This is a genomic window from Streptomyces sp. SAS_281 (genome assembly GCF_052542855.1).
On the sequence record NZ_JBMNDO010000066.1, the window covers coordinates 15,256 to 34,794 of the forward strand.

The following is a 19,539-nucleotide window of genomic DNA, read 5'->3' on the forward strand; positions in this document are numbered from 1 at the left end:
CCACGCTCCGGGCTGTCCCTCGCGCGCGCAGTCGGGGCGCGGCCGAACGGCGGAAGGCGAGGGGTGCGTGACCGGGGGAGATGGGGCGGGCAGCGAGTATCGTACGAGTGTTCGAAACTTGGTTTATGGTGGAGAGCGAGGGGGTGGGTCAGCGCGTACGAATCGGTTCAGGAGGTGCAGGTGCCAGGGTTCACGCATCTGCATACCGCCTCCGGGTTCTCCCTGCGGTACGGGGCCTCGCACCCGGAGCGGCTGGCGGAGCGCGCCGCCGAGCGCGGCCTGGACGCCCTCGCGCTGACCGACCGCGACACCCTGGCCGGCGCGGTCCGGTTCGCCCGGGCCTGCGAGCGGGCAGGGGTGCGCCCGCTGCTCGGGGCGGACCTCGCGGTGGGACCGGGGCCGGGGGACGGGCCCGCCCGGCGCCCCCGCACCCCCGCCCGCGGAGGTGTCTTTGTCGATGAATCCGCACCCCGGGTCACCTTTCTCGCCCGCGACGGCGCCCAGGGCTGGGCCGAGCTGTGCCGTCTGGTCACCGCCGCCCACGCCGCCGTCCCCGAGGGCGGCCGCCCCCTGGTCGGCCGGCCCGCCCTGCCCGCCGAAGGGCTCACCGTCCTGCTCGGCCCCGCCTCCGACGTGGGCCGGGCGCTCTCGGCGGGCCGCCCCGACCTGGCCGCCGCCCTCCTCGGCCCCTGGCGCGAGCTGTACGGCGACGGCCTGCGCCTCGAAGCCGTCCACCACGGGCGGACCGGCACCGGGCCCGGTTCGCTGCGGCTCGCCGCCCGGACCGTCGGCCTCGCCGCCGAGCAGGGCGTACGGGCCGTGCTGACCAACGCCGTCCGGTACGCCGACCCGGGGCAGGGCCCGGTCGCCGACGTGCTCGACGCCGCTCGCCGGCTCGTCCCCGTCGACCCGCGCCGCGCCCCGCTCGACAGCGGTGAGCGCTGGCTCAAGGACGCCTCCGCGATGGCGGAGACCGCCGAACGGATCACCGCCGCCGCCGGGCTCGGCTCCGGTGCCGGGGCGCGGCTCCTCGCGGAGACCCGGCACACCGCCGAGGCGTGCGTGGTGGACCCCGGGGGCGACATCGGCCTCGGCTCCGTCCACTTCCCCGAACCCGGCCTCGTCGGCGCGGGCCGGCGCACCGCCCAGCGGGTGCTGGCCTCCCGCGCCGCCGCAGGCATGGTGCTGCACGGCTACGACCGCAGGCCCGAGTACTGGGACCGGATGCACCACGAGCTGGACATCATCGCCCACCACGGCTTCGCCTCGTACTTCCTGACGGTCGCCCAGGTGGTGGAGGACGTACGCGCGATGAAGGTGCGGGTGGCCGCCCGGGGCTCCGGGGCCGGTTCGCTGGTCAACCACCTGCTGGGCATCGCGCACGCCGACCCGGTCGAGCACGGGCTGCTGATGGAGCGCTTCCTGTCCAAGCGCCGCTTCGTGCTGCCCGACATCGACATCGACGTCGAGTCGGCCCGCCGCCTCGACGTCTACCGCGCGATCATCGGCCGCTTCGGCGCCGAGCGGGTCGCCACCGTCGCCATGCCCGAGACCTACCGGGTGCGCCACGCCATCCGCGACGTCGGCGCCGCGCTCTCCATGAACCCGGCCGAGACCGACCGGCTCGCCAAGGCGTTCCCGCACATCCGGGCCCGCGACGCCCGCACGGCCATGGAGGAACTGCCCGAACTGCGCGAGGTCGCGAGGACCAAGGAGACGTACGGGAGGCTGTGGGAGCTGGTGGAGGCGCTGGACGCGCTGCCGCGCGGCGTCGCCATGCACCCGTGCGGGGTCCTCCTCTCGGACGCCTCGCTGCTGCGCCGTACCCCCGTCATGCCCACCAGCGGCGAAGGCTTCCCGATGTCCCAGTTCGACAAGGAGGACGTGGAGCACCTGGGGCTGCTCAAGCTGGACGTGCTGGGCGTGCGGATGCAGTCGGCGATGGCGCACGCGGTGGCCGAGGTGAAGCGGGCCTCGGGGCGCGAGGTGGACCTGGACGCCGTGGAGCCGGGCGACCCGCGTACGTACCAGCTGATCAGGACGGCCGAGACGCTGGGCTGCTTCCAGATCGAGTCCCCGGGCCAGCGGGACCTGGTCGGCAGGCTCCAGCCGGAGAACTTCCACGACCTGGTGGTCGACATCTCGCTGTTCCGGCCGGGCCCGGTCTCCGCCGACATGGTCCGCCCGTTCATCGAGGCCCGGCACGGCCGGGCGCCGGTCCGCTATCCGCACCCCGACCTGGAGGGGCCGCTGCGCGAGACGTACGGCGTGGTGGTCTTCCACGAGCAGATCATCCAGATCGTCGACATCATGACCGGCTGCGGCCGCGACGAGGCCGACCGGGTCAGGCGCGGGCTCTCCCACCCCGAGTCCCAGTCCCTGATCAGGGTCTGGTTCGCCCAGCACGCGGCGGCGCGGAAATACGACGCGGAGGTGATCGCCCGCGCCTGGGAGATCATCGAGGCGTTCGGCAGCTACGGCTTCTGCAAGGCGCACGCGGTGGCCTTCGCCGTGCCCACGTACCAGTCCGCCTGGCTGAAGGCGCACCACCCGGCGGCCTTCTACGCCGGGCTGCTCACCCACGACCCCGGGATGTACCCGAAGCGGCTGCTGCTCGCCGACGCCCGGAGGCGCGGGGTGCCCGTGCTGCCGTTGGACGTGAACCGGTCGGCGGCCGCTCACAGAATCGAACTGGTGTCTGATGAAGGGGGGAAGGGGGAGCGCTGGGGACTCCGGCTCGCGCTCTCGGACGTCCACGGGATCAGCGAGGCCGAGGTGGCCAGGATCGAGGCCGGTCAGCCCTACAGCTCGCTGCTCGACTTCTGGCAGCGGGCCCGCCCGGGAAGGCCGGCCGCCGAACGGCTGGCCCAGGTCGGCGCGCTCGACGCGTTCGGGGCCAACCGCCGCGACCTGCTGCTGCACCTGTCCGAACTGCACCGCGCCCAGCGCGGCGCGGGTTCCGGCGCTCAGCTCCCGCTCGGCGGCGGGCACCGCACCGCGTCCGTCGGCCTGCCCGACCTCAACGAGGCGGAACGGCTCAGCGCCGAGCTGGGTGTGCTGAGCATGGACGTCTCGCGCCATCTGATGAGCGATCACCACGCCTTCCTCAAGGAGCTCGGCGCGGTCTCGGCCAAGCGGCTGCGCGAGGCGCGGCACGGGGAGACCGTGCTGGTCGCGGGCGCCAAGGCGGCGACCCAGACCCCGCCCATCCGCTCCGGCCGCCGGGTCGTCTTCACCACCCTGGACGACGGTACGGGCCTGGTCGACCTGGCCTTCTTCGACGACAGCCACGCCGCCTGCGCGCACACCGTCTTCCACTCCTGGCTGCTGCTGGTGCGCGGAGTGGTGCAGCGGCGCGGGGCGCGCAGCCTGAGCGTGGTCGGCGCGGCGGCCTGGAACCTGGCGGAGCTGGCCGAGCTGCGGCGCACCGGCGGACTCGACGCGGTCGCGGAGCGGCTGGCGCGGGTGCCGGAGCCGGAGGGCGGGGACGAGGAAGGGCCGGAGCCGGCCGGTGACGACGGGCGGCGCATCCGGATGCCCACCGGTTACGAGATGAACCCCTGGGCGGACCTCAAGCCGGCCGGTGAGGGGCTGCCCACCGGAAGGAAGCTGTGGCACCAGAGCCCGGGGAGCGCGGGATGACCGGGGCCGATGTCCTCTGCCTGCGGTTCCGGCGGGTCGGCGGTGGGCCCCCGGACGCCGCCGGGTACGCGGGACTGCTCGCCCTGCTCGGTTCGTTCACCCCGGTCGTGGAGGCGGCCCCGCCCGACGGGGCGCTCGCCGATGTACGCGGCGCGCTCCGCTACTTCGGGCGGGACGTACGGGGGCTGGCCTCGGTGATCCGGGTCCGCGCGCTGGCCCTGCACGGGGTGGACTGCGCGATCGGGGCCGCCCCGAACCCGATGCTGGCCCGGATGGCGCTGCGGCAGGCCCCGCCCGGGGCGACCTTCGTGGTGCCCGCCGACGGGGTGACCGCCTTCCTCGCGGACCGGCCGGCCGCCGCGCTGGACGGCGTCGGGGCGGCGACGGCCCGGACGCTGTGCGGCTACGGGCTCGACTCTGTCGGCCGGATCGCGGCCGCCCCGCTCGGCACCCTGCAACGGATCACCGGGACGCGGACCGGGCGCGACCTGTGGGAGCGGGCGCACGGCATCGACCGCACCGCCGTCCGGCCGAACGCCGCCGCCCGCTCGGTCGCCGCCGAGCGCACCTTCCCGCGCGACGAGCTGGACCCGGAGCGGCAGCGCCGCGCGCTCATGTCGCTCACCGAGGAGCTGGGGGCGCGGATGCGCGGCGAGGGGCAGGTGTGCCGCGCGCTCGCGGTCTCCGTGCGGTACGCCGACCGCACCGGCTACTCGACGCTGACCCGGAGCCGTACCCTCCGCGAACCCACCGCGCACTCCGCGGAGCTCACCGCGCTCGCGTACCGCATCCACGACTCGTTCGGCCTGCAACGGGCCCGGGTGCGGGGGATCGGTCTGCGCGCGGAGGGGCTGGGCGAGGCCGAACGGGCGGCCCGGCAGCTGAGCTTCGACCCGGTGGACGAGCGGGCGCGGCGGATCGAGGAGGTCGCGGACCGGCTGCGCGAGCGGTTCGGCCCCCGGGCCGTGATGCCGGGGCGGCTGGCGGCCTGAGCGGTGCGCGCGGGGCCGCCCGCCGGTCGCGTAACGCCTGGCCGGCCCGCGGACTTTTTACCGACGCGTAACTTCCCAGCGAACCCTACTCGTGCGTAATTTGGCATGAGCACGCAGAAAGTCAGCAGAACTTGTGGTCCGGGCCGCAGGGTGCACAGACATCGCAACTCCCTTGAGCCGCAAGGAGACCCCACGATGCTGCCCTGGATCCGTGCGCCGCGTCCCCCACGCGCCCGCCGGACACTCGCCGCCCTGCTTCTCGCCGTCGCCGCGGTCGCCACCCCCACGGCGACCGCGGCGGCCGCCCCCGCCGCGACGGCCGCCACCTCGCGCGGCTGGAACGACTACTCCTGCAAGCCCTCCGCCGCCCACCCCCGCCCCGTCGTCCTGGTCCACGGGACCTTCGGGAACTCCGTCGACAACTGGCTCGTCCTCGCCCCCTACCTGGTGAACCGGGGCTACTGCGTCTACTCGCTCGACTACGGTCAACTGCCCGGCGTGCCGGTCTTCAACGGCCTCGGCCCGATCGACAGGTCGGCAGGCCAGCTCGCCACCTTCGTCGACAAGGTGCTCGCCTCCACCGGCGCGGCCAAGGCGGACATCGTCGGCCACTCGCAGGGCGGCATGATGCCGAACTACTACCTGAAGTTCCTGGGCGGGGCGGCCAAGGTGAACGCCATGATCGGGCTCGCGCCCGACAACCACGGCACCACGCTGCTCGGTCTGACCAAGCTCCTGCCGTACTTCCCCGGTGCCGAGTACCTGCTCAACGCCGGTACGCCCGGACTCGCCGACCAGGTGGCCGGATCGCCCTTCGTCACCAAGCTCAACTCCCTGCCGGACACCGTGCCCGGGGTCCACTACACCGTCATCGCGACCCGCTACGACGAGGTCGTGACCCCGTACCGGACCCAGTTCCTGGACGGCCCGGACGTGCGCAACGTCCTGCTCCAGGACCTGTGCCCGGTCGACCTCTCCGAGCACGTGGCCATCGGGACCATCGACCGGGTCGCGTACCACGAGGTGGCGAACGCCCTGGACCCGCCGCACGCCACTCCGACCAACTGCGCCTCGGTCATCGGCTAGGGCGTCCCCCGTCCCGGTGGGGGTTCCTCCTCGCCGGGACGGGGCGTTGTCAGTGCCGGCTGGCACGATCGGATCATGACGACGACCGACTGGGACTCCCTCGCCGACACCTTCGACCACGAGGCCGACCACGGGCTGCTCGACCCGGTGGTCCGCGCCGCCTGGGCGCGGCGGCTGGAGAACTGGCTGCCCGCCGGACCGTCCGATGTGCTCGACCTCGGCTGCGGTACGGGGAGCCTGGCGCTGCTCGCGGCCGGGCAGGGGCATCGGCTCACCGCCGTGGACAGCGCGCCGCGCATGGTGGAGCGGGCCCGCGCCAAGCTGGCCGGCACGGACGCCGATGTGCTGGTGGGGGACGCGGTCCGGCCGCCCGTCGGCGACCGGAGGTTCGACGTGGTCCTCGCCCGGCACGTGGTGTGGACGCTGCCCGACCCGGCGGCCGTCCTGCGCCACTGGGCCGGGCTCCTGCGCCCCGGCGGCAGGCTGGTCCTGGTGGAGGGCGTGTGGAACGGGACCGGTCTTCCCGCCGGACGCCTCACCGCGCTGCTCGCCCCGCTCGCCGAGCGCGTCCACCACGAAGGGCTCTCCGGCGACCGCGACCTGTGGGGCAAGGACGTCGACGACGAGCGGTACGCGCTGGTGGCCCGGGTGCGCGGGACGCGCCGCCACACCGAGGTGGTCGACGTGCACCTGATCCTCCGCCGGGGCCCCGAGGTCCTGCTCGCCCGGAGGGCCGGCACGGGATACGCGGACGGCCTGCTGCACGCCCCGTCCGGCCATGTGGAGGACGGCGAGGACGTGCGCGCCGCGGTGATCCGGGAGGCGGCCGAGGAGACCGGCCTCGTCCTGGACCCGGCGGAGCTGAGCGTCGCGCTGGTCATGCAGCACCGCGGCCCGGGCGGCGTTCCGCGCACGGGCTGGTTCTTCGAGGCGGCGTACGACCCCGCGCGGCCCCCGTACAACCGCGAACCGGACAAGTGCTCCGAGCTGGCCTGGTATCCGCTGGACGCCCTCCCCGACGACATGGTCGCGTACTGCCGCGCGGGACTCGACGGCTACCGGGCGGGGGAGCGCTTCCTGATCCACTGGCACGAGGACGGCGACCCGATCGCGTACGAACCGGAGGGCGAGCGGCGGGCGGTGGTGCTGCCGGTGAGCGGGGGGTGAGGCCGGGCCTCAGGCCAGCAGTGGGGACAGGCCCTCCGGCGAGCGGGCCAGCCGTTCCAGTTCGTCCAGAGCCGCCGCCGCGGCCTCCGCCGCCGCCGGGTCCCGCCCGGCCAGGCCGCTCGCGGCGAACTCGTCCTCGTCCAGCCGCAGGATCTCCGTGCGGTCGGCCGACACCCACAGGTCGAGGTCCAGGTCCTCCACGACCAGTTCGCCGTTCCGGAGCACCGCCGGGCGGGTCACGTCGCAGTACCAGCCCTTGAGTTCGCCCGCGCCGGTGCGGACCTCCTTCACCGCGAACCAGGCGTCCCGCCAGTAGTGCTCGGTGAAGACGTCGCCCGGCTCGAAGCGGACGAAGCCGAAGTCCCGGACGCCCGGGGCGGCCCAGGGGGCCCGGACGGTGATCCGGGTGCCGTCGTCGGCGACCGGGGCCGCCGGATACCTGATCTTGGTCTTCCCGGCCTTGACCAGGACGACGGTGAGACCGGCGTCAGCCGAGCCTGCGGGCATGGCGTACCTCCGTGGCGCAGATTTCGTAGCCGAACCACCGGTTGATGGCCAGCATCGGCCCGTTCCCGGCATCGTTGCCGGTGTAGGCGTCGGTGCACCCGGCCGCGCGCGCCCGGTGCAGTGAGTCGTTCTTCGCGAGCTTGGCGAGGCCGCGGCCCCGGTGGGCCCGCCGGGTGCCCGTCATCGCTGACGCGTAGCGGCCCGCCCCGTCGGTCCGGGCGGCGCTGAAGGCCGCCACCTCGCCGTCGGCCAGCACGACCGAGGTGAGGCGGTGGTCGAGACCGGGCGCCCGCCAGGTGTCGGCGAGCCATTCCTCGTAGGCCTCGAATCGGGCAGGCGTGTCGCTGGGCTCGTCCGCGGTGGCCTCGGCGTCCGCCTCGAAGAGCGGGCGCGGATCGTCGGCGAAGTCGGCGCCCGTCCGCAGCTCGACACCGGGCGGCAGTTCCTGACGGGGCGGCAGCGCGCCGTTCGCCAGGTCCAGACGGAGGAAGTGGGCCGGCCGGCTCGGTGTGTAGCCGTGCTTCGCGGCGAACGCCCGGTCGCCGGGCGTGTCCGGGACCCAGGTGTAGACCGTGGTCGCCCCGGCCAGGGCCAGATACTCCTCGGCGGTCCGCAGCAGCAGTGTGCCCGCGCCCCGGCCGGTCCGCTCCGGATGGATGTACGGATTGCAGAACGCCTGCCCCGGCTCCGGGCTCTCGTGGGCCAGGCCCACCTGCGCCGTCCCGATGATCTCGCCGTCCTCCTCGGCGACCAGCATCCGGTACCGCCGCGCCGCCGGTGCCCCGGTGAGGTCGGCCACGGCCTGCTCCGGCGTGGTGATCATGTACGGCAGGGCGGCGCGCCGCACCCGCACCCACCCCTCGGCGTCGGCGGGCCGGAAGTCACGTACGAGGACAGTCATGCGCCGGACGCTATCCGTGTCCCCGGCCCGGCCGCCTCCCCATTTCCGCCCGTGGGGGACAATCGGCCCGTGACCCTGAAGATCGCTGTGGACCCGGACTCCGGCACCGCCCCGTACGAGCAGCTGCGTACCCAGATCTCCGAACAGGCCCGCTCCGGCGTGCTGCCGGTCGGCTACCGGCTCCCGACGGTACGCGGCCTCGCCGAGGAGCTGGGCCTCGCCGCCAATACGGTCGCCAAGGCGTACCGGGCGCTGGAGGCGGACGGCGTCATCGAGACCCGCGGCCGCAACGGCACGTTCGTCGCCGCCGCCGGTGACACCGCCGAGCGCAACGCCGCCGCCGCGGCCCGTGTGTACGCCGAACAGGCCCGCCGCCTGGGCCTCTCCCGCGCCCGCGCCCTGGAGCTCGCCGAGGACGCGGTGCGCGCCGTCTACGCCGGCTGAGAGCGCCCACCTCTCTGGGCCGTTTCGTCGGGTCGTGTCGGCAACCCCGCTGAGGATATGCGGAGTTGGCGACGCGCCCGACACGGCGCCGTAAGCGAAAGCTCATCGGTTCGACTTGGCATGAACACTTCCGGAAGTGGTGTCCGCGCTGCTACCACTGAGTAGGCAGAGATCCTGCCGGTCGCTCAAGGGAGATTCCGTGAAACTGTCCAGACTCGTGGCATTCTCGTCCTCGCTCCTGCTCGGCGCCGTCATCGCCCTGACCGGGGCGGCCACCGCGAACGCCGCAGCGTCCGTCGACTACGTCGCCCTCGGGGACTCGTACTCCTCGGGCGTCGGCTCCGGGAGTTACATCGGCTCCAGCGGCGACTGCAAGCGCAGTACCCTCGCCTATCCCTCCCTCTGGGCCTCCGCCCACTCGCCGGCCTCCTTCTCCTTCACCGCCTGCTCCGGGGCGCGCACGGGCGATGTGATCGCCAATCAGCTCGGGCCGCTCAACTCCTCGACCGACCTCGTCTCGATCTCCATCGGCGGCAACGACGCGGGCTTCTCCGACGTCATGACGACCTGTGTCCTCCAGTCGGAGGCCACCTGCCTCAGCCGCATCGCCACCGCCCGCAGCTACGTGGACACCACGCTGCCCGCCAAGCTGAACTCGGTGTACGACGCGATCGAGGCCAAGGCTCCCGCCGCCCATGTCGTCGTCCTCGGCTACCCGCGCTTCTACAAGATCGGCGGCAGCTGTGTCGTCGGCCTGAGCGACAAGGTGCGCACCGCCATCAACGGCGCCGCCGACTACCTCAACGCGGCCACCGCCAAGCGCGCCGCCGACCACGGCTTCAGCTTCGGCGACGTCACGAGCGCCTTCACCGGACACGAGATCTGCTCCGGAAGCGCCTGGCTGCACAGCCTCAACTGGCTGAACATCGGCGAGTCGTACCACCCCTTCGCCGCCGGCCAGTCGGGCGGCTACCTGCCCGTCCTGAACGCGCTCGACTAGAGCGGTGGCGGGCCCCTGGAGGGGCGCGCCCGTCAACTCGCCCCGGAGCCGGGCGGATTCGCCGGCGCCTCGTCAACCCCCGTATATGTGTGCGCAATCCCGCTCCCGGGATACACGGGGGTCGGTGGCAGGCGATAGGGTTAACCTGCCCGGGCCGAGTGCCCTCGTACGGGTGGGGAGTGACATGGAACAGATAACGGTGCGCAGCAGGGCGCGCGTGCCTGCCATTACATGCGGGAGCAGCGCGACGAGTTCGCGCCTCGACCGCCATCTCGCGGTGCTGGGCGGCCCCGTCGTGCCGCAGCGCGAGGCGGCGGAAGCGACGCTGCTGATGCGCGAGCTGACCTCGCGGGACGCCGGACACGCCCGGCGCAGCAGAAGCGCGCGGGTGTCGCTCTTCGCGCCCCTGCGCCGGCTGCGGCGCTCGCTCTTCGGCGGCCGCCACTGATCCGACCGCGGTCCTGGTTCCCGCAGCGCGCTGCTGCCCGCTCTTCCGTCATCCCCGGAGCCGGCAGTGGCGCGTCGCCATGTCCGCGCTCGGTCACGCACTGTGTCCGGCAGGCCCGCATGGGTGCCGAGGTAATTCGGTGCCGAACTACTTCTACACTGGGCCCATGCCCGAGAAGCGTGCCGCGCGTCTGCGCCCCGACGAGCGAAGGGCGCAATTGGTAGCGATTGGCGTGGACATGCTCGCCGATTGTTCCCTGGACGAGCTCTCCACCGATGCCGTGGCCCGGCGGGCCGGCATATCGCGCGGCCTGCTCTTCCACTACTTCGACTCCAAACGCGACTTCTACCGGTGCGTGGTGCGCAAGGAGTGCGACGACTTCGCCGCCGCCACCGAACCCGACGCCGCGCTGGACCCGGTCGCCTGGATGCGCGCGTTCATCGCCGGTTTCGTCGCGTACGTGACCGGGCGCCGCAAGGTCTACCGCGCCCTCGTCCGGGGCGCCGCCGGCAACCACCCCGCCGCCGGCGACATCGTGGAGGCCACCCGCGCCACCCTCGCCCGGCGGGTCGCGGAGGGGCAGCGCCGGCTCGGGATGGAACCGTCGCCCCGGCTGGCCCTGGCCACCCGGGCCTGGCTCGCCTTCGCCGAGGAGGCGGTCACCAGCTGGCCGCTGGACGAGCCGGACGCCCTGGACGAGCTCCGCGCCTTCCTGGAGACGGGCTTCGTCCGCCTCCTCGGCGACCTGGACCGGCCGGCCGCCCTGGCCGAGTAGCCGCGCCGGCCCCGCTCACAGCAGCGCGAACTGCCCGTCCGGCCCCTCCTCCTGATGATCCAGGACCGAAGCGGGCCGCCGCGCCGCCTCCCCGACCGGCAGCACCCCCGCCGCCCGCAGTTCGTCCTCGCCGGTCCGCGGCCCGGAGGCCAGCGCGTCGGCCAGCTCCTCCTGGCGGGGCCGCAGCTCGGCCAGGAGGGCGAGGAGCGTCACCAGGTCCAGCAGCTCCGAGGTCCACTCCTGCGGCCAAGCGCGCGGCCGGACCGTGTCGAGCCCCGTCGCGTCCGCCCCCGGCGCCCCGCACACCGCCGCCCGGCGCTCGGACCACAGCTCCAGGGTCCGCACACCGCTCACCCGGAACTCCCACGCGGCGGCGGGCACCGGCGAGACGCGGCCGGTGCCCAGGGAGAGCGCCCGCTCCTCGGCGTCGTACGACAGCGGTACCGGGACCGGCGGGACGGCCGCGCGCACATAGGGGCGCTGCCCGCCCGGCAGCCGGGGGCGCTCCGTCCCGCGCGCCCCGCGCAGCTGGAGCCGCAGCAGCTCACGGCCCAGCTCGGCCCCCTCCGCCCAGCGCGCGGCGTCCGGCGGGAGCGGGACCACGCAGCCGGCCGGTGAGGGGCGGGCCGCAGCCAGGATCCAGGCGAGCACCGACTCGGCGGTGACCGCGTCCCCGTACCGGGCCCGCAGGACGGGGAGCAGGCCGGGGGCGAGGTTGGGTTCGAGGCCGCCGGGGCGGCGGTACAGCGGGCGGACCCGGCCGGGGCGGCCGGCGGGGGAGTGGCCGTCGGGCAGCAGCGTCGTCACCGACACGGCGGGGCCCGGATCGTTCGGCACCCGGCCGTGCTCGACCAGGAAGAGCTGGTGGTCGTCGGCGACCCGCCACAGCTCGGGCCGGGCCACGTCGATGAGACGGTGGTCGGGGATCAGCCACTGCTCGTCGTACGGTCCGTGCAGCACCCGTACCGGCTCCGGGCAGGGGCCCGTCTCGCGGGCGAAGCGGCCGGTGGCGCCGGACCGGCCGGGCAGGGCGGTCACGGCGGTGTGCTGCGTACGCGCGCGGGTCGGGGCGAACAGCCGCTCGCGCTCCTCGCCGGACGCCCGCACGAGGCGGTCCCAGCGGGCCCGCAGGGACGCCGCGTCGGGGGCGGTCACCCAGGCGCGCCCGGTGCGCAGCGGGCGGACCGACCAGGGCATGAGGTCGTCCAGGAGGGGGCCGCGCGGGCCCTCGCCGGACCCGGCCGCTGCCGGTGCTGCCACCGTTTCGTCCTCCCCGCCTGCCGCCTTCCCCGGCATCGTAGAGGGGGCGGGCCGGTCAGGAGCACCCCTCCTCGAAGACGTCAGTGCGCTTCCACCGTCACCGAGAACGAGAAGCGGTCGCCCCGGTAGTGGATCCGGGCCACGTCGACCACCCGGCCGCCCTCGTCGTAGGTGATGCCCGTGTAGTACAGGATCGGGCTCAGCAGCGGGACGCCCAGCAGTTCGGCGGTGGCCGGGTCGGCGAGGCGGGCCTCGACCGTGTCGGTGATCCGGGAGATCGGGACGCCGACCCGGTCGCGCAGCACCTTGGTCATCGGCCACCGGTCGAGGTCCGCCGGGTCCAGGTCCGCCGCGACCTCCGGGTGCACCCAGTTCTGCGCCCAGTTGGTCGGCTCGCCGGTCGTGCCCTCGCACCGCAGCCTGCGGTAGCCGACGACCTCCGCGCAGCCCGGGAAGTGCTCGGCCACCTCGCCCGGGACCGGGACCGGGCCGTGGTCGAGCAGGGTGGAGCGCTCGCCCGACTGCTGGGCGACGATCGCGTCGATCGAGCCGAGCAGCCGGACCGGCGAGCCCCGGCGGGCGTGCGGCTCGATGAACGTGCCGCGCCGCCGGTGCCGGCTGATCAGGCCCTCCGTCTCCAGCTCCTTGAGCGCCTGGCGCATGGTCAGCACGCTGACCCCGTAGTGCGCCGCGAGCTGCTCCTCGGTGGGCAGCCGCAGCGTGGCGTCCGGGGCGCGGCCCAGTATGGACGCCCGCAGCGACTGCGAGACCTGGTACCACAGCGGCAGTTTGCGGTTCAGGACCAGCGAGTCGGGCGCGAAGGCGGCGCCCCGGGGCGCGGGGCTGTTCGCAGCGGGCTGCGGCACCTGGTCCTCCTGCATGCGTCGTCGCCGGCCCCGGCGGGGGCCGTCACGGCCTGAAGTTGCGGCTCAGACCCTGCCATACGTCGTCGTAGCCCTGTTGCAGGTGGTCCGCCGCCGCGGCCTGCGCGGTCGCGATGACCGGCCAGCGGGTCTCGAACATGAAGGCGAGGCCGTCATCGATCTTCTGCGGCTTCAGCTCCGCAGCGCTCGCCTTGTCGAAGGTCTCCCGGTCCGGGCCGTGCGCGGACATCATGGTGTGCAGCGAGCCGCCGCCGGGCACGAAACCGCCCTTTCCGGCCGTCTTCGCGTCGTACGCGCCCTCGATCAGGCCCATGTACTCGCTCATCACGTTGCGGTGGAAGTACGGCGGTCGGAAGGTGTCCTCGCCGACCAGCCAGCGCGGCGCGAACACCACGAAGTCGACCCCGGCCAGGCCCGGCGTGTCCGAGGGTGAGGTCAGCACCGTGAAGATCGACGGGTCCGGGTGGTCGTAGCTGATCGAGCCGATGACGTTGAACCGGTGCAGGTCGTAGACGTACGGGGTGTGGTTGCCGTGCCAGGCGACGACGTCGAGCGGGGAGTGGTCGTAGGTCGCCGTCCAGAGGTTGCCGCAGTACTTGTTGATCACCTCGACCGGGCGCTCCACGTCCTCGTACGCGGCGACCGGGGCGAGGAAGTCCCGCGCGTTGGCGAGACCGTTGGCGCCGATCGGGCCGAGGTCGGGGAGCGTGAACGGGCGGCCGTAGTTCTCGCAGACGTACCCGCGAGCGGTCTCGTCCAGCAGCTCGACCCGGAAACGGACACCGCGCGGGATCAGGGCGACATGACCGGGCTCGGCGCGCAGCAGGCCCAGTTCGGTGCGCAGGAGCAGTCCGCCGTGCTGGGGGACGATCAGCAGCTCGCCGTCACTGTCGCTGAACACCCGGTCCGTCATCGCCGCGTTGGCGTGGTAGAGGTGCACGGCCATGCCGGTGCGCTGCGCCGCGTCGCCGTTGCCGCCCAGGGTCCACAGGCCCGCCACGAAGTCCGTGCCGGGCGCGGGCTCGGGGAGCGGGTCCCAGCGCAGCCGGTTCGGATCCGGCACGGTCTCGGTGAACGGGGCCGAGCGCAGCGCGCCGTTGTCCGTGCGGACGAAGGGGGGATGGGCCGCCGAGGGGCGGATGCGGTACAGCCAGCTGCGGTGGTTGTGGGCGCGGGGCTCGGTGAACGCGGACCCGCTCAGCTGCTCCGCGTACAGCCCCAGGGGGGCGCGCTGCGGCGAGTTGCGCCCGTGCGGGAGCGCTCCCGGCACCGCCTCCGAGCTGTGCTGGTTCCCGAAGCCGGTGGAGTACTCGAGCCCCTCCGCCGTCTTCCTCGCCTGCTCGATGCCGCCCATGTGCGCTCCCGTCCGAAGGAATCCTATGCACAACCGTAGGAATGGAAGCGCGGCGAGTCAACGGCATTCGGTGTGCAGAAGGGGTTCAAAAAGCTGAACAATGCTCTACTCTCCCGCACATGTCGTGGACACGAAGACTTTTGGCGGTTCTGGCGGTGCTCGCCGCCGCACTGCTCGCGGCCCCCGCCGCCCAGGCGCACGAGGAACGGCCGGTCACCCTGCCCGACGGCACCGGCAGCGTCCCCGTGTACCGCACCGGCGAGCCCGACCTCTTGGTCTGCAAGACCGACCGGGCCGGCTTCGAGCGCCGGATCTCCGGCTTCCCCGAGGCGCTGAAGGCCCGCAACCTCACGCTCTTCGAGCGGTGCCGCACCTCCGGCTACCGCCACCTCCAGCAGGCGGTCGACGCCGTCGACGGGCCGGGGAAGACCATCGCGATCCTGCCCGGCCTGTATGAGGAGGAGCCCTCGCTGCCCGCGCCGAAGGGGGAGTGCGCCCGCCTCAAGGCGCCCGACTCCAAGCTGGGCTACCAGATCCTCAGCTACGAGCAGCAGGCCCGGTGCCCGCACAACCAGAACCTGGTGGCGATCCTCGGCAAGAAGGACCTCCAGATCGAGGGCACGGGCGCCGCCCGCACGGACGTCGTCATCGACGCCAAGTACCGCAAGCTCAACGCGATCCGCTCGGACAAGTCCGACGGGATCTACTTCAGGAACTTCACCGCCCAGCGCACCACCTTCAACTCGCTCTACGTCCTCGCCCAGGACGGCTTCGTCATCGACGGCGTGCTGACCCGCTGGAACGACGAGTACGGCTTCCTGACCTTCGCCAGCGACCACGGCCTGTACAAGAACTGCGAGTCCTACGGCAACGGCGACTCCGGCATCTACCCCGGCAGCGCCTCCGACATCAACGACGGCTACGGCTACGACGTACCGCGCTACTCGATCGAGATCACCGGCTGCCGCAGCCACCACAGCATGGTCGGCTACTCCGGCACCGCCGGAGACTCCGTCTACGTCCACGACAACGAGTTCGACCACAACATGGGCGGCGCCTCGATGGACAGCGCCTTCCCCGGCCACCCCGGACTCCCGCAGAACCACGCCCGCTTCGAACGCAACCTGATCCACGACAACAACGCCGACTACTACCGCTACGTCGCCGACGGCACCTGCGCGAAGCCGCCCGCCGAACGGGGGTACGAGGACGGCGTCGTCTGCCCGCAGATCTCCATGCCCCCCGGCACCGGCATCATCACCGCGGGCGGCAACTGGAACCGCTACGAGGACAACTGGATCTACGGGCAGGACCGCGCCGCCTTCTTCCTGAGCGCCGTCCCCGCCTTCATCCGCGGCGAGAACGCCCTGGGCAAGCAGACCGACACCTCGCACCACAACCGGTACGCCGGCAACCACCTCGGCGAGGACAGGAACGGCAAGTCCCGCCCCAACGGCACCGACGTCTGGTGGGACGGCCAGGGCGACGGCAACTGCTGGCAGTCCGGCACCGGCGCCTCCACCCCGCGCTCCCTGCCCGGCTGCGGCGAGAAGCGGGGCGACGTCTCCGGCTCCACCGACCGGCTCTTCGGCGAACCCGTCAAGCTCGCCCAGCTGCTGGTCTGCGCCGACTACGACGTACGGGCCCGCCGGCTGCCGGCCGGCTGCGACTGGTACGGGGCGCGCGGCATCGCACGCATCGAGGTCCAGGCCGCCCTGGGCATCGCCGTGGTCCTCGTGCTCGTCGGCGGGGTCCTCTGGTGGCGGCGGCTGCGGACCAGCCGGCTCGCCGCGGTCGCGTCGGTCCTCGGCGTCATCGGTCTCGGCCTCGACGTGGCCGGCTCGACCATGAGCCTCGCCGCCACCTACGTCCCGGCTGTCGCGCTGCTGCTGACCGGGCTCTGGTGGACCGGCATCGGCCTGGCACTGCGCCCGGCGCGCCCCGTGTTCGGCTGGGTGACCGTGGTCCTGGGCGCGCTGACGCTGCTCGACGCGCTGGACAAGGGCGTGTTCATGATCCCGTGGATCCCGCTGAGCCCGGCCTGGATACGGGGGCTGCTCGGCCTGGTCTGGGTCGTCTGGGCCGTCGTGGCCGCCGCCCGGCACGGGGAGCGGGGCGCGGAGGGCGCCGGAGGCCCGGACGGGGACGGCGGTACGGAGGGCGCCGGCGCACCGGAGCCCGCGACCCCCGCCCCGCACACCGGCGCCCCCGCCCCGCACAACGGCGCCCCCGCCCCGCAACCGGGAGGCGACCCCTCGTGAGCCGTGTCCGCCCCGTCCGCCCCGCCCTCGCCCTGCTCACCGCGGCCGTCCTCGTCCTCGGCGCGGGCGCCTGCGGGGGCAGGGCGACCACCCACCACAAGCCCGGCACCAGCCACGCCGAGGACACCGGCAGCAACGGCCGCCTCCTGAAGGCCGACGACGGCAACGGCCACCGGCTCCGCCAGGTCGACGCCGCCGGCGCCCCGGAGGTGGACCTCGCCGTCCGGCCCGACTCGGAGGACGGCTGGAACGTCCACCTCACCGTCCGCAACTTCCGCTTCACCCCGGACAGCGTGGGCGGCGGCGCGCTCGCCGGACGCGGTCACGCCCGGCTCTTCCTGGACGGCCACCCACTCGCCCGGGTCTACGGCGCCTGGTTCCACCTGCCCGCGTCGCTGCTCCGCGCGGCCGGGGGCGGCACCCGGCTCACCGCGGGCCTGTACGCCGACGACCACACCGCCTGGGCCGTCGGATCCGCCCCGGTCCGGGCCGCCGCCACGCTCGGCGACGCCTCCGCGGGCCCCGCCTCCCCGAGCCCCGACGACACCACCACCGTCGACATCGCGATCAAGGGCGGCAAGGTGAGCCCCGCGCCCGGCCGCACCGAGATCGAGAAGGGCCGCACCGTGCGCCTGCGGGTCCGCAGCGACCGCGACGACGTCCTGCACGTCCACGGCTACGACAAGGAGGCGGAGCTCCCCGCCGGACGGACCGTCACGGTCGCGTTCACCGCCGACCGCACCGGGCTCTTCGAGGTCGAGACCCATGAGTCGGACCTTCTGCTGACCCAGCTCGTCGTCCGGTGACGGGCACCCCCGCCCCCGATGCCGTGCGCGTCCTCGCCCACGGCATCGGGGCCCGGCACGACCTGCCCCTCTCGCCCTTCTACGCGTTCGCCGGGGCCTTCGCCGCGCTCTTCGTCTCCTTCCTCGCGCTGGGGCTCCTCTGGTCCGACTCGCGGTTCACGGGTGAGCGCGCGGGCCGCCCGCTCCCGGCCGCCGTCCAGCGCGCGGCCGACGCCCGTGCCACCCGGCTCACCGCCCGCGCGCTCGGCCCGGCCGCCGCGCTCGCCGTCGTGCTGTGGCTGCTCCTCGGGCCCGCCGACCCGGACCGCAACCCGGCACCCGGCGCGGTGTACGTCCTCCTGTGGGTCGGGCTCGTCCCCGCCTCGCTGCTCCTGGGGCCCGTGTGGCGGCCGCTCAACCCCCTGCGCACCGTGCACCTCCTCGCCTGCCGGGCGCTCCACCGCGACCCGGACAACGGCCGCCCTCTCCCCGTACGCCTGGGGATGTGGCCCGCCGCGGCCGGGCTGCTCGCCTTCACCTGGCTGGAACTCGTCGCCCCCGACCCCGCCTCGCCCACCGTCCTGCTGGTGTTCCTCGGCGGTTACGCGGCCGTGCACCTCGCGGGCGCGGCGGTGTACGGCTCCCACTGGTTCGACCACGCCGACGCCTTCGAGGTGTACTCCGGCCTCCTCGGCCGGCTCTCCCTCCTCGGCCGCCGCCCCGCCGACGGCCGCCTCGTCGTCCGGTCCCCGTTCAACGGGCTCGACGCCACGCCCCGGCTCCCCGGACTCGTCGCCACCGTCTGCGTGATGTTCGGCTCCACCGCGTACGACGGCTTCTCCGACGCGCCGCGCTGGATCACCACCGTGCAGACCTCGGAGCTGGGCCGTACCACCACCGCCACCCTGGGGCTGTTCGGCGCCGTCGTCCTGGTCGCCACCCTGTACGGGCTCTGCGCGGGCGCCACCCGGCTCGTGTGCGGCACGCCGCCCCGCCCGCTCACCGCGTTCGCCCACTCCCTGGTGCCGATCGCCCTCGGCTACCTCGTCGCCCACTACTTCACGCTCTTCGCCACCGAGGGCCCCCGCACCCTCGCGCTGGCGTTCGGCGCCGACCGGCCCGCCCCGCCCGAACCGCCCCTGGGGCCGGGCGGCGTCGCCACCCTCCAGGTCGTCGCGATCGTCACCGGGCACGTCCTGGGCGTCATCGCCGCGCACGACAGGTCCGTACGGCTCATGCCGCCCCGGCGCGCCGTCATCGGCCAGCTCCCGCTGCTCGTCCTGATGATCGCGTACACCGTGGGAGGTCTCGCCCTGCTCATCGCCTGAGCCTTGGCTCCCGCCCCGCCGCAGGAGGTCCACGGCATCATGGAAGGCGTGCCCGACACGAACAACCTCCGCCGCGCCCCGGTGCAGCAGCGCAGCGCCGAACGCCTCGCCCGGATCCTCGACGCCTGCGCCGGACTCCTCGACGAGATCGGCTACGAGCAGCTGTCCACCCGGGCCGTGGCCCAGCGGGCCGGGGTGCCCATCGGCTCCGTCTACCGCTTCTTCTCCAACAAGCGGTCCCTGGCCGACGCGCTGGCCCGCCGCAACCTGGACAGCTACGCCGAGCGCATCACCGCCCGGCTGACCGCCGTCGAAGCGGCCGACTGGCGCGGCGCGATCGACGCCGTGCTGGACGAGTACCTGGCGATGAAGCGCACCGTCCCCGGCTTCGCCCTCGTGGACTTCGGCGCCCCCGCACCCGACGAGGACCCGGCCGACGACGCCAACCAGCGGGTCGCGTCCCGGCTCGCCGGACTCCTCGCCGGGCAGCTCGGCCGGGAGGCCGACGCGGACCTGCTGCGCGCGATCCTGGTCTGCGTGGAGGCGGCCGACGCCCTGCTCAAACTCGCCTTCCGCACCGATCCGTCCGGCGACGACGCGCTCGTCGCCGAGACCCGCGAACTCATCCACGCCTACCTGGCCCGGAGGCTCGACTGAGCTTTCCCCGGCTGTGAATAGCCCCGGGGCGTACCCAAATTTGCGCGA

16 protein-coding genes and 1 pseudogene are annotated in these 19,539 nt (G+C 73.9%); 12 read left to right on the top strand and 5 right to left on the bottom strand.

The annotated features are described in order from the left end of the window. Positions 1 to 180 precede the first annotated feature (180 nt). The 4 genes and pseudogenes from ACN6LM_RS23520 to ACN6LM_RS23535 all read left to right on the top strand — a co-directional run. Positions 181 to 3,642 carry a DNA polymerase III subunit alpha gene (locus tag ACN6LM_RS23520; RefSeq protein WP_445067368.1) on the top strand — a complete coding sequence of 1,154 codons (3,462 nt, stop codon included), beginning with the start codon at positions 181 to 183 and terminating at the stop codon, positions 3,640 to 3,642. Further along, entirely contained in the window at positions 3,639 to 4,634 is a 996-nt protein-coding gene (locus ACN6LM_RS23525; protein WP_445067369.1) for a DNA polymerase Y family protein, read from the top strand. Before ACN6LM_RS23520 ends, ACN6LM_RS23525 begins: the two co-directional genes overlap by 4 nt. Positions 4,635 to 4,829: 195 nt before the next feature. After that, positions 4,830 to 5,720 (top strand): esterase/lipase family protein, encoded by an 891-nt coding sequence (locus ACN6LM_RS23530; RefSeq protein WP_445067370.1) that lies wholly within the window; start codon positions 4,830 to 4,832, stop codon positions 5,718 to 5,720. 75 nt (positions 5,721 to 5,795) lie between these two features. Continuing rightward, positions 5,796 to 6,881: pseudogene (locus tag ACN6LM_RS23535) on the top strand (methyltransferase domain-containing protein); the annotation flags it as partial. Between the two features lie 15 nt (positions 6,882 to 6,896). On the opposite strand, the gene ACN6LM_RS23540 reads toward ACN6LM_RS23535, so the two are convergent. After that, on the bottom strand, positions 6,897 to 7,394 hold the full coding sequence (locus tag ACN6LM_RS23540) for a DUF402 domain-containing protein (RefSeq protein WP_445067371.1): 498 nt from the start codon (positions 7,392 to 7,394) through the stop codon (positions 6,897 to 6,899). Next, positions 7,375 to 8,295 (bottom strand): GNAT family N-acetyltransferase, encoded by a 921-nt coding sequence (locus ACN6LM_RS23545; protein WP_445067372.1) that lies wholly within the window; start codon positions 8,293 to 8,295, stop codon positions 7,375 to 7,377. Before ACN6LM_RS23545 ends, ACN6LM_RS23540 begins: the two co-directional genes overlap by 20 nt. A 69-nt stretch (positions 8,296 to 8,364) precedes the next feature. On the opposite strand from ACN6LM_RS23545, the gene ACN6LM_RS23550 reads away from it, so the two are divergent. The 4 genes from ACN6LM_RS23550 to ACN6LM_RS23565 all read left to right on the top strand — a co-directional run bounded on the left by ACN6LM_RS23550 (position 8,365) and on the right by ACN6LM_RS23565 (position 10,962). Next, the gene (locus ACN6LM_RS23550) at positions 8,365 to 8,739 is read left to right on the top strand and encodes a GntR family transcriptional regulator (protein WP_445067373.1); all 375 of its coding nucleotides are present in this window, start codon (positions 8,365 to 8,367) and stop codon (positions 8,737 to 8,739) included. 199 nt (positions 8,740 to 8,938) lie between these two features. Then, the gene (locus ACN6LM_RS23555) at positions 8,939 to 9,739 is read left to right on the top strand and encodes an SGNH/GDSL hydrolase family protein (RefSeq protein WP_445067374.1); all 801 of its coding nucleotides are present in this window, start codon (positions 8,939 to 8,941) and stop codon (positions 9,737 to 9,739) included. Between the two features lie 184 nt (positions 9,740 to 9,923). After that, positions 9,924 to 10,187 carry a hypothetical protein gene (locus tag ACN6LM_RS23560; RefSeq protein WP_383296636.1) on the top strand — a complete coding sequence of 88 codons (264 nt, stop codon included), beginning with the start codon at positions 9,924 to 9,926 and terminating at the stop codon, positions 10,185 to 10,187. A gap of 166 nt (positions 10,188 to 10,353) precedes the next feature. Continuing rightward, positions 10,354 to 10,962 (top strand): TetR/AcrR family transcriptional regulator, encoded by a 609-nt coding sequence (locus ACN6LM_RS23565; protein WP_445067375.1) that lies wholly within the window; start codon positions 10,354 to 10,356, stop codon positions 10,960 to 10,962. A gap of 15 nt (positions 10,963 to 10,977) precedes the next feature. Here the strand turns inward: ACN6LM_RS23565 and ACN6LM_RS23570 are convergent, their stop codons facing one another. From ACN6LM_RS23570 to hmgA, 3 genes are read right to left on the bottom strand one after another with little or no spacing between them, the layout of a single operon-like run. Further along, positions 10,978 to 12,258 (bottom strand): type ISP restriction/modification enzyme, encoded by a 1,281-nt coding sequence (locus ACN6LM_RS23570; protein WP_445067376.1) that lies wholly within the window; start codon positions 12,256 to 12,258, stop codon positions 10,978 to 10,980. Between the two features lie 44 nt (positions 12,259 to 12,302). Beyond that, positions 12,303 to 13,103, bottom strand: coding sequence for a GntR family transcriptional regulator (locus tag ACN6LM_RS23575; RefSeq protein ID WP_445067377.1), 801 nt, complete (start codon positions 13,101 to 13,103; stop codon positions 12,303 to 12,305). A 28-nt stretch (positions 13,104 to 13,131) separates the two neighbouring features. Continuing rightward, complete coding sequence (hmgA, locus tag ACN6LM_RS23580) at positions 13,132 to 14,460, bottom strand: homogentisate 1,2-dioxygenase (RefSeq protein ID WP_445067378.1); 1,329 nt, start codon at positions 14,458 to 14,460, stop codon at positions 13,132 to 13,134. A gap of 119 nt (positions 14,461 to 14,579) precedes the next feature. Here hmgA and ACN6LM_RS23585 point away from each other — a divergent pair, with 119 nt between their 5' ends. From ACN6LM_RS23585 to ACN6LM_RS23600, 4 genes are read left to right on the top strand one after another with little or no spacing between them, the layout of a single operon-like run. Then, entirely contained in the window at positions 14,580 to 16,721 is a 2,142-nt protein-coding gene (locus ACN6LM_RS23585; protein ID WP_445067379.1) for a right-handed parallel beta-helix repeat-containing protein, read from the top strand. After that, positions 16,718 to 17,527 carry a hypothetical protein gene (locus ACN6LM_RS23590; protein ID WP_445067380.1) on the top strand — a complete coding sequence of 270 codons (810 nt, stop codon included), beginning with the start codon at positions 16,718 to 16,720 and terminating at the stop codon, positions 17,525 to 17,527. The genes ACN6LM_RS23585 and ACN6LM_RS23590 overlap by 4 nt, the downstream gene beginning before the upstream one ends. Beyond that, entirely contained in the window at positions 17,524 to 18,834 is a 1,311-nt protein-coding gene (locus tag ACN6LM_RS23595; RefSeq protein ID WP_445067381.1) for a hypothetical protein, read from the top strand. Before ACN6LM_RS23590 ends, ACN6LM_RS23595 begins: the two co-directional genes overlap by 4 nt. Positions 18,835 to 18,873: 39 nt before the next feature. Then, a complete protein-coding gene (locus tag ACN6LM_RS23600) occupies positions 18,874 to 19,491 on the top strand; it encodes a TetR family transcriptional regulator (RefSeq protein WP_445067382.1) in 618 nt (205 codons plus the stop codon). Positions 19,492 to 19,539 lie beyond the last annotated feature (48 nt).

Bases quoted from the DNA above. Each gene is read 5' to 3' on its own strand.
- ACN6LM_RS23525 (WP_445067369.1), top strand. From the start codon at position 3,639: ATGACCGGGGCCGATGTCCTCTGCCTGCGGTTCCGGCGGGTCGGCGGT.
- ACN6LM_RS23530 (WP_445067370.1), top strand. From the start codon at position 4,830: ATGCTGCCCTGGATCCGTGCGCCGCGTCCCCCACGCGCCCGCCGGACA.
- ACN6LM_RS23540 (WP_445067371.1), bottom strand. From the start codon at position 7,394: ATGCCCGCAGGCTCGGCTGACGCCGGTCTCACCGTCGTCCTGGTCAAG.
- ACN6LM_RS23545 (WP_445067372.1), bottom strand. From the start codon at position 8,295: ATGACTGTCCTCGTACGTGACTTCCGGCCCGCCGACGCCGAGGGGTGG.
- ACN6LM_RS23560 (WP_383296636.1), top strand. From the start codon at position 9,924: ATGGAACAGATAACGGTGCGCAGCAGGGCGCGCGTGCCTGCCATTACA.
- ACN6LM_RS23565 (WP_445067375.1), top strand. From the start codon at position 10,354: ATGCCCGAGAAGCGTGCCGCGCGTCTGCGCCCCGACGAGCGAAGGGCG.
- ACN6LM_RS23570 (WP_445067376.1), bottom strand. From the start codon at position 12,258: ATGCCGGGGAAGGCGGCAGGCGGGGAGGACGAAACGGTGGCAGCACCG.
- ACN6LM_RS23575 (WP_445067377.1), bottom strand. From the start codon at position 13,103: ATGCAGGAGGACCAGGTGCCGCAGCCCGCTGCGAACAGCCCCGCGCCC.
- hmgA (WP_445067378.1), bottom strand. From the start codon at position 14,460: ATGGGCGGCATCGAGCAGGCGAGGAAGACGGCGGAGGGGCTCGAGTAC.
- ACN6LM_RS23585 (WP_445067379.1), top strand. From the start codon at position 14,580: ATGTCGTGGACACGAAGACTTTTGGCGGTTCTGGCGGTGCTCGCCGCC.
- ACN6LM_RS23600 (WP_445067382.1), top strand. From the start codon at position 18,874: ATGGAAGGCGTGCCCGACACGAACAACCTCCGCCGCGCCCCGGTGCAG.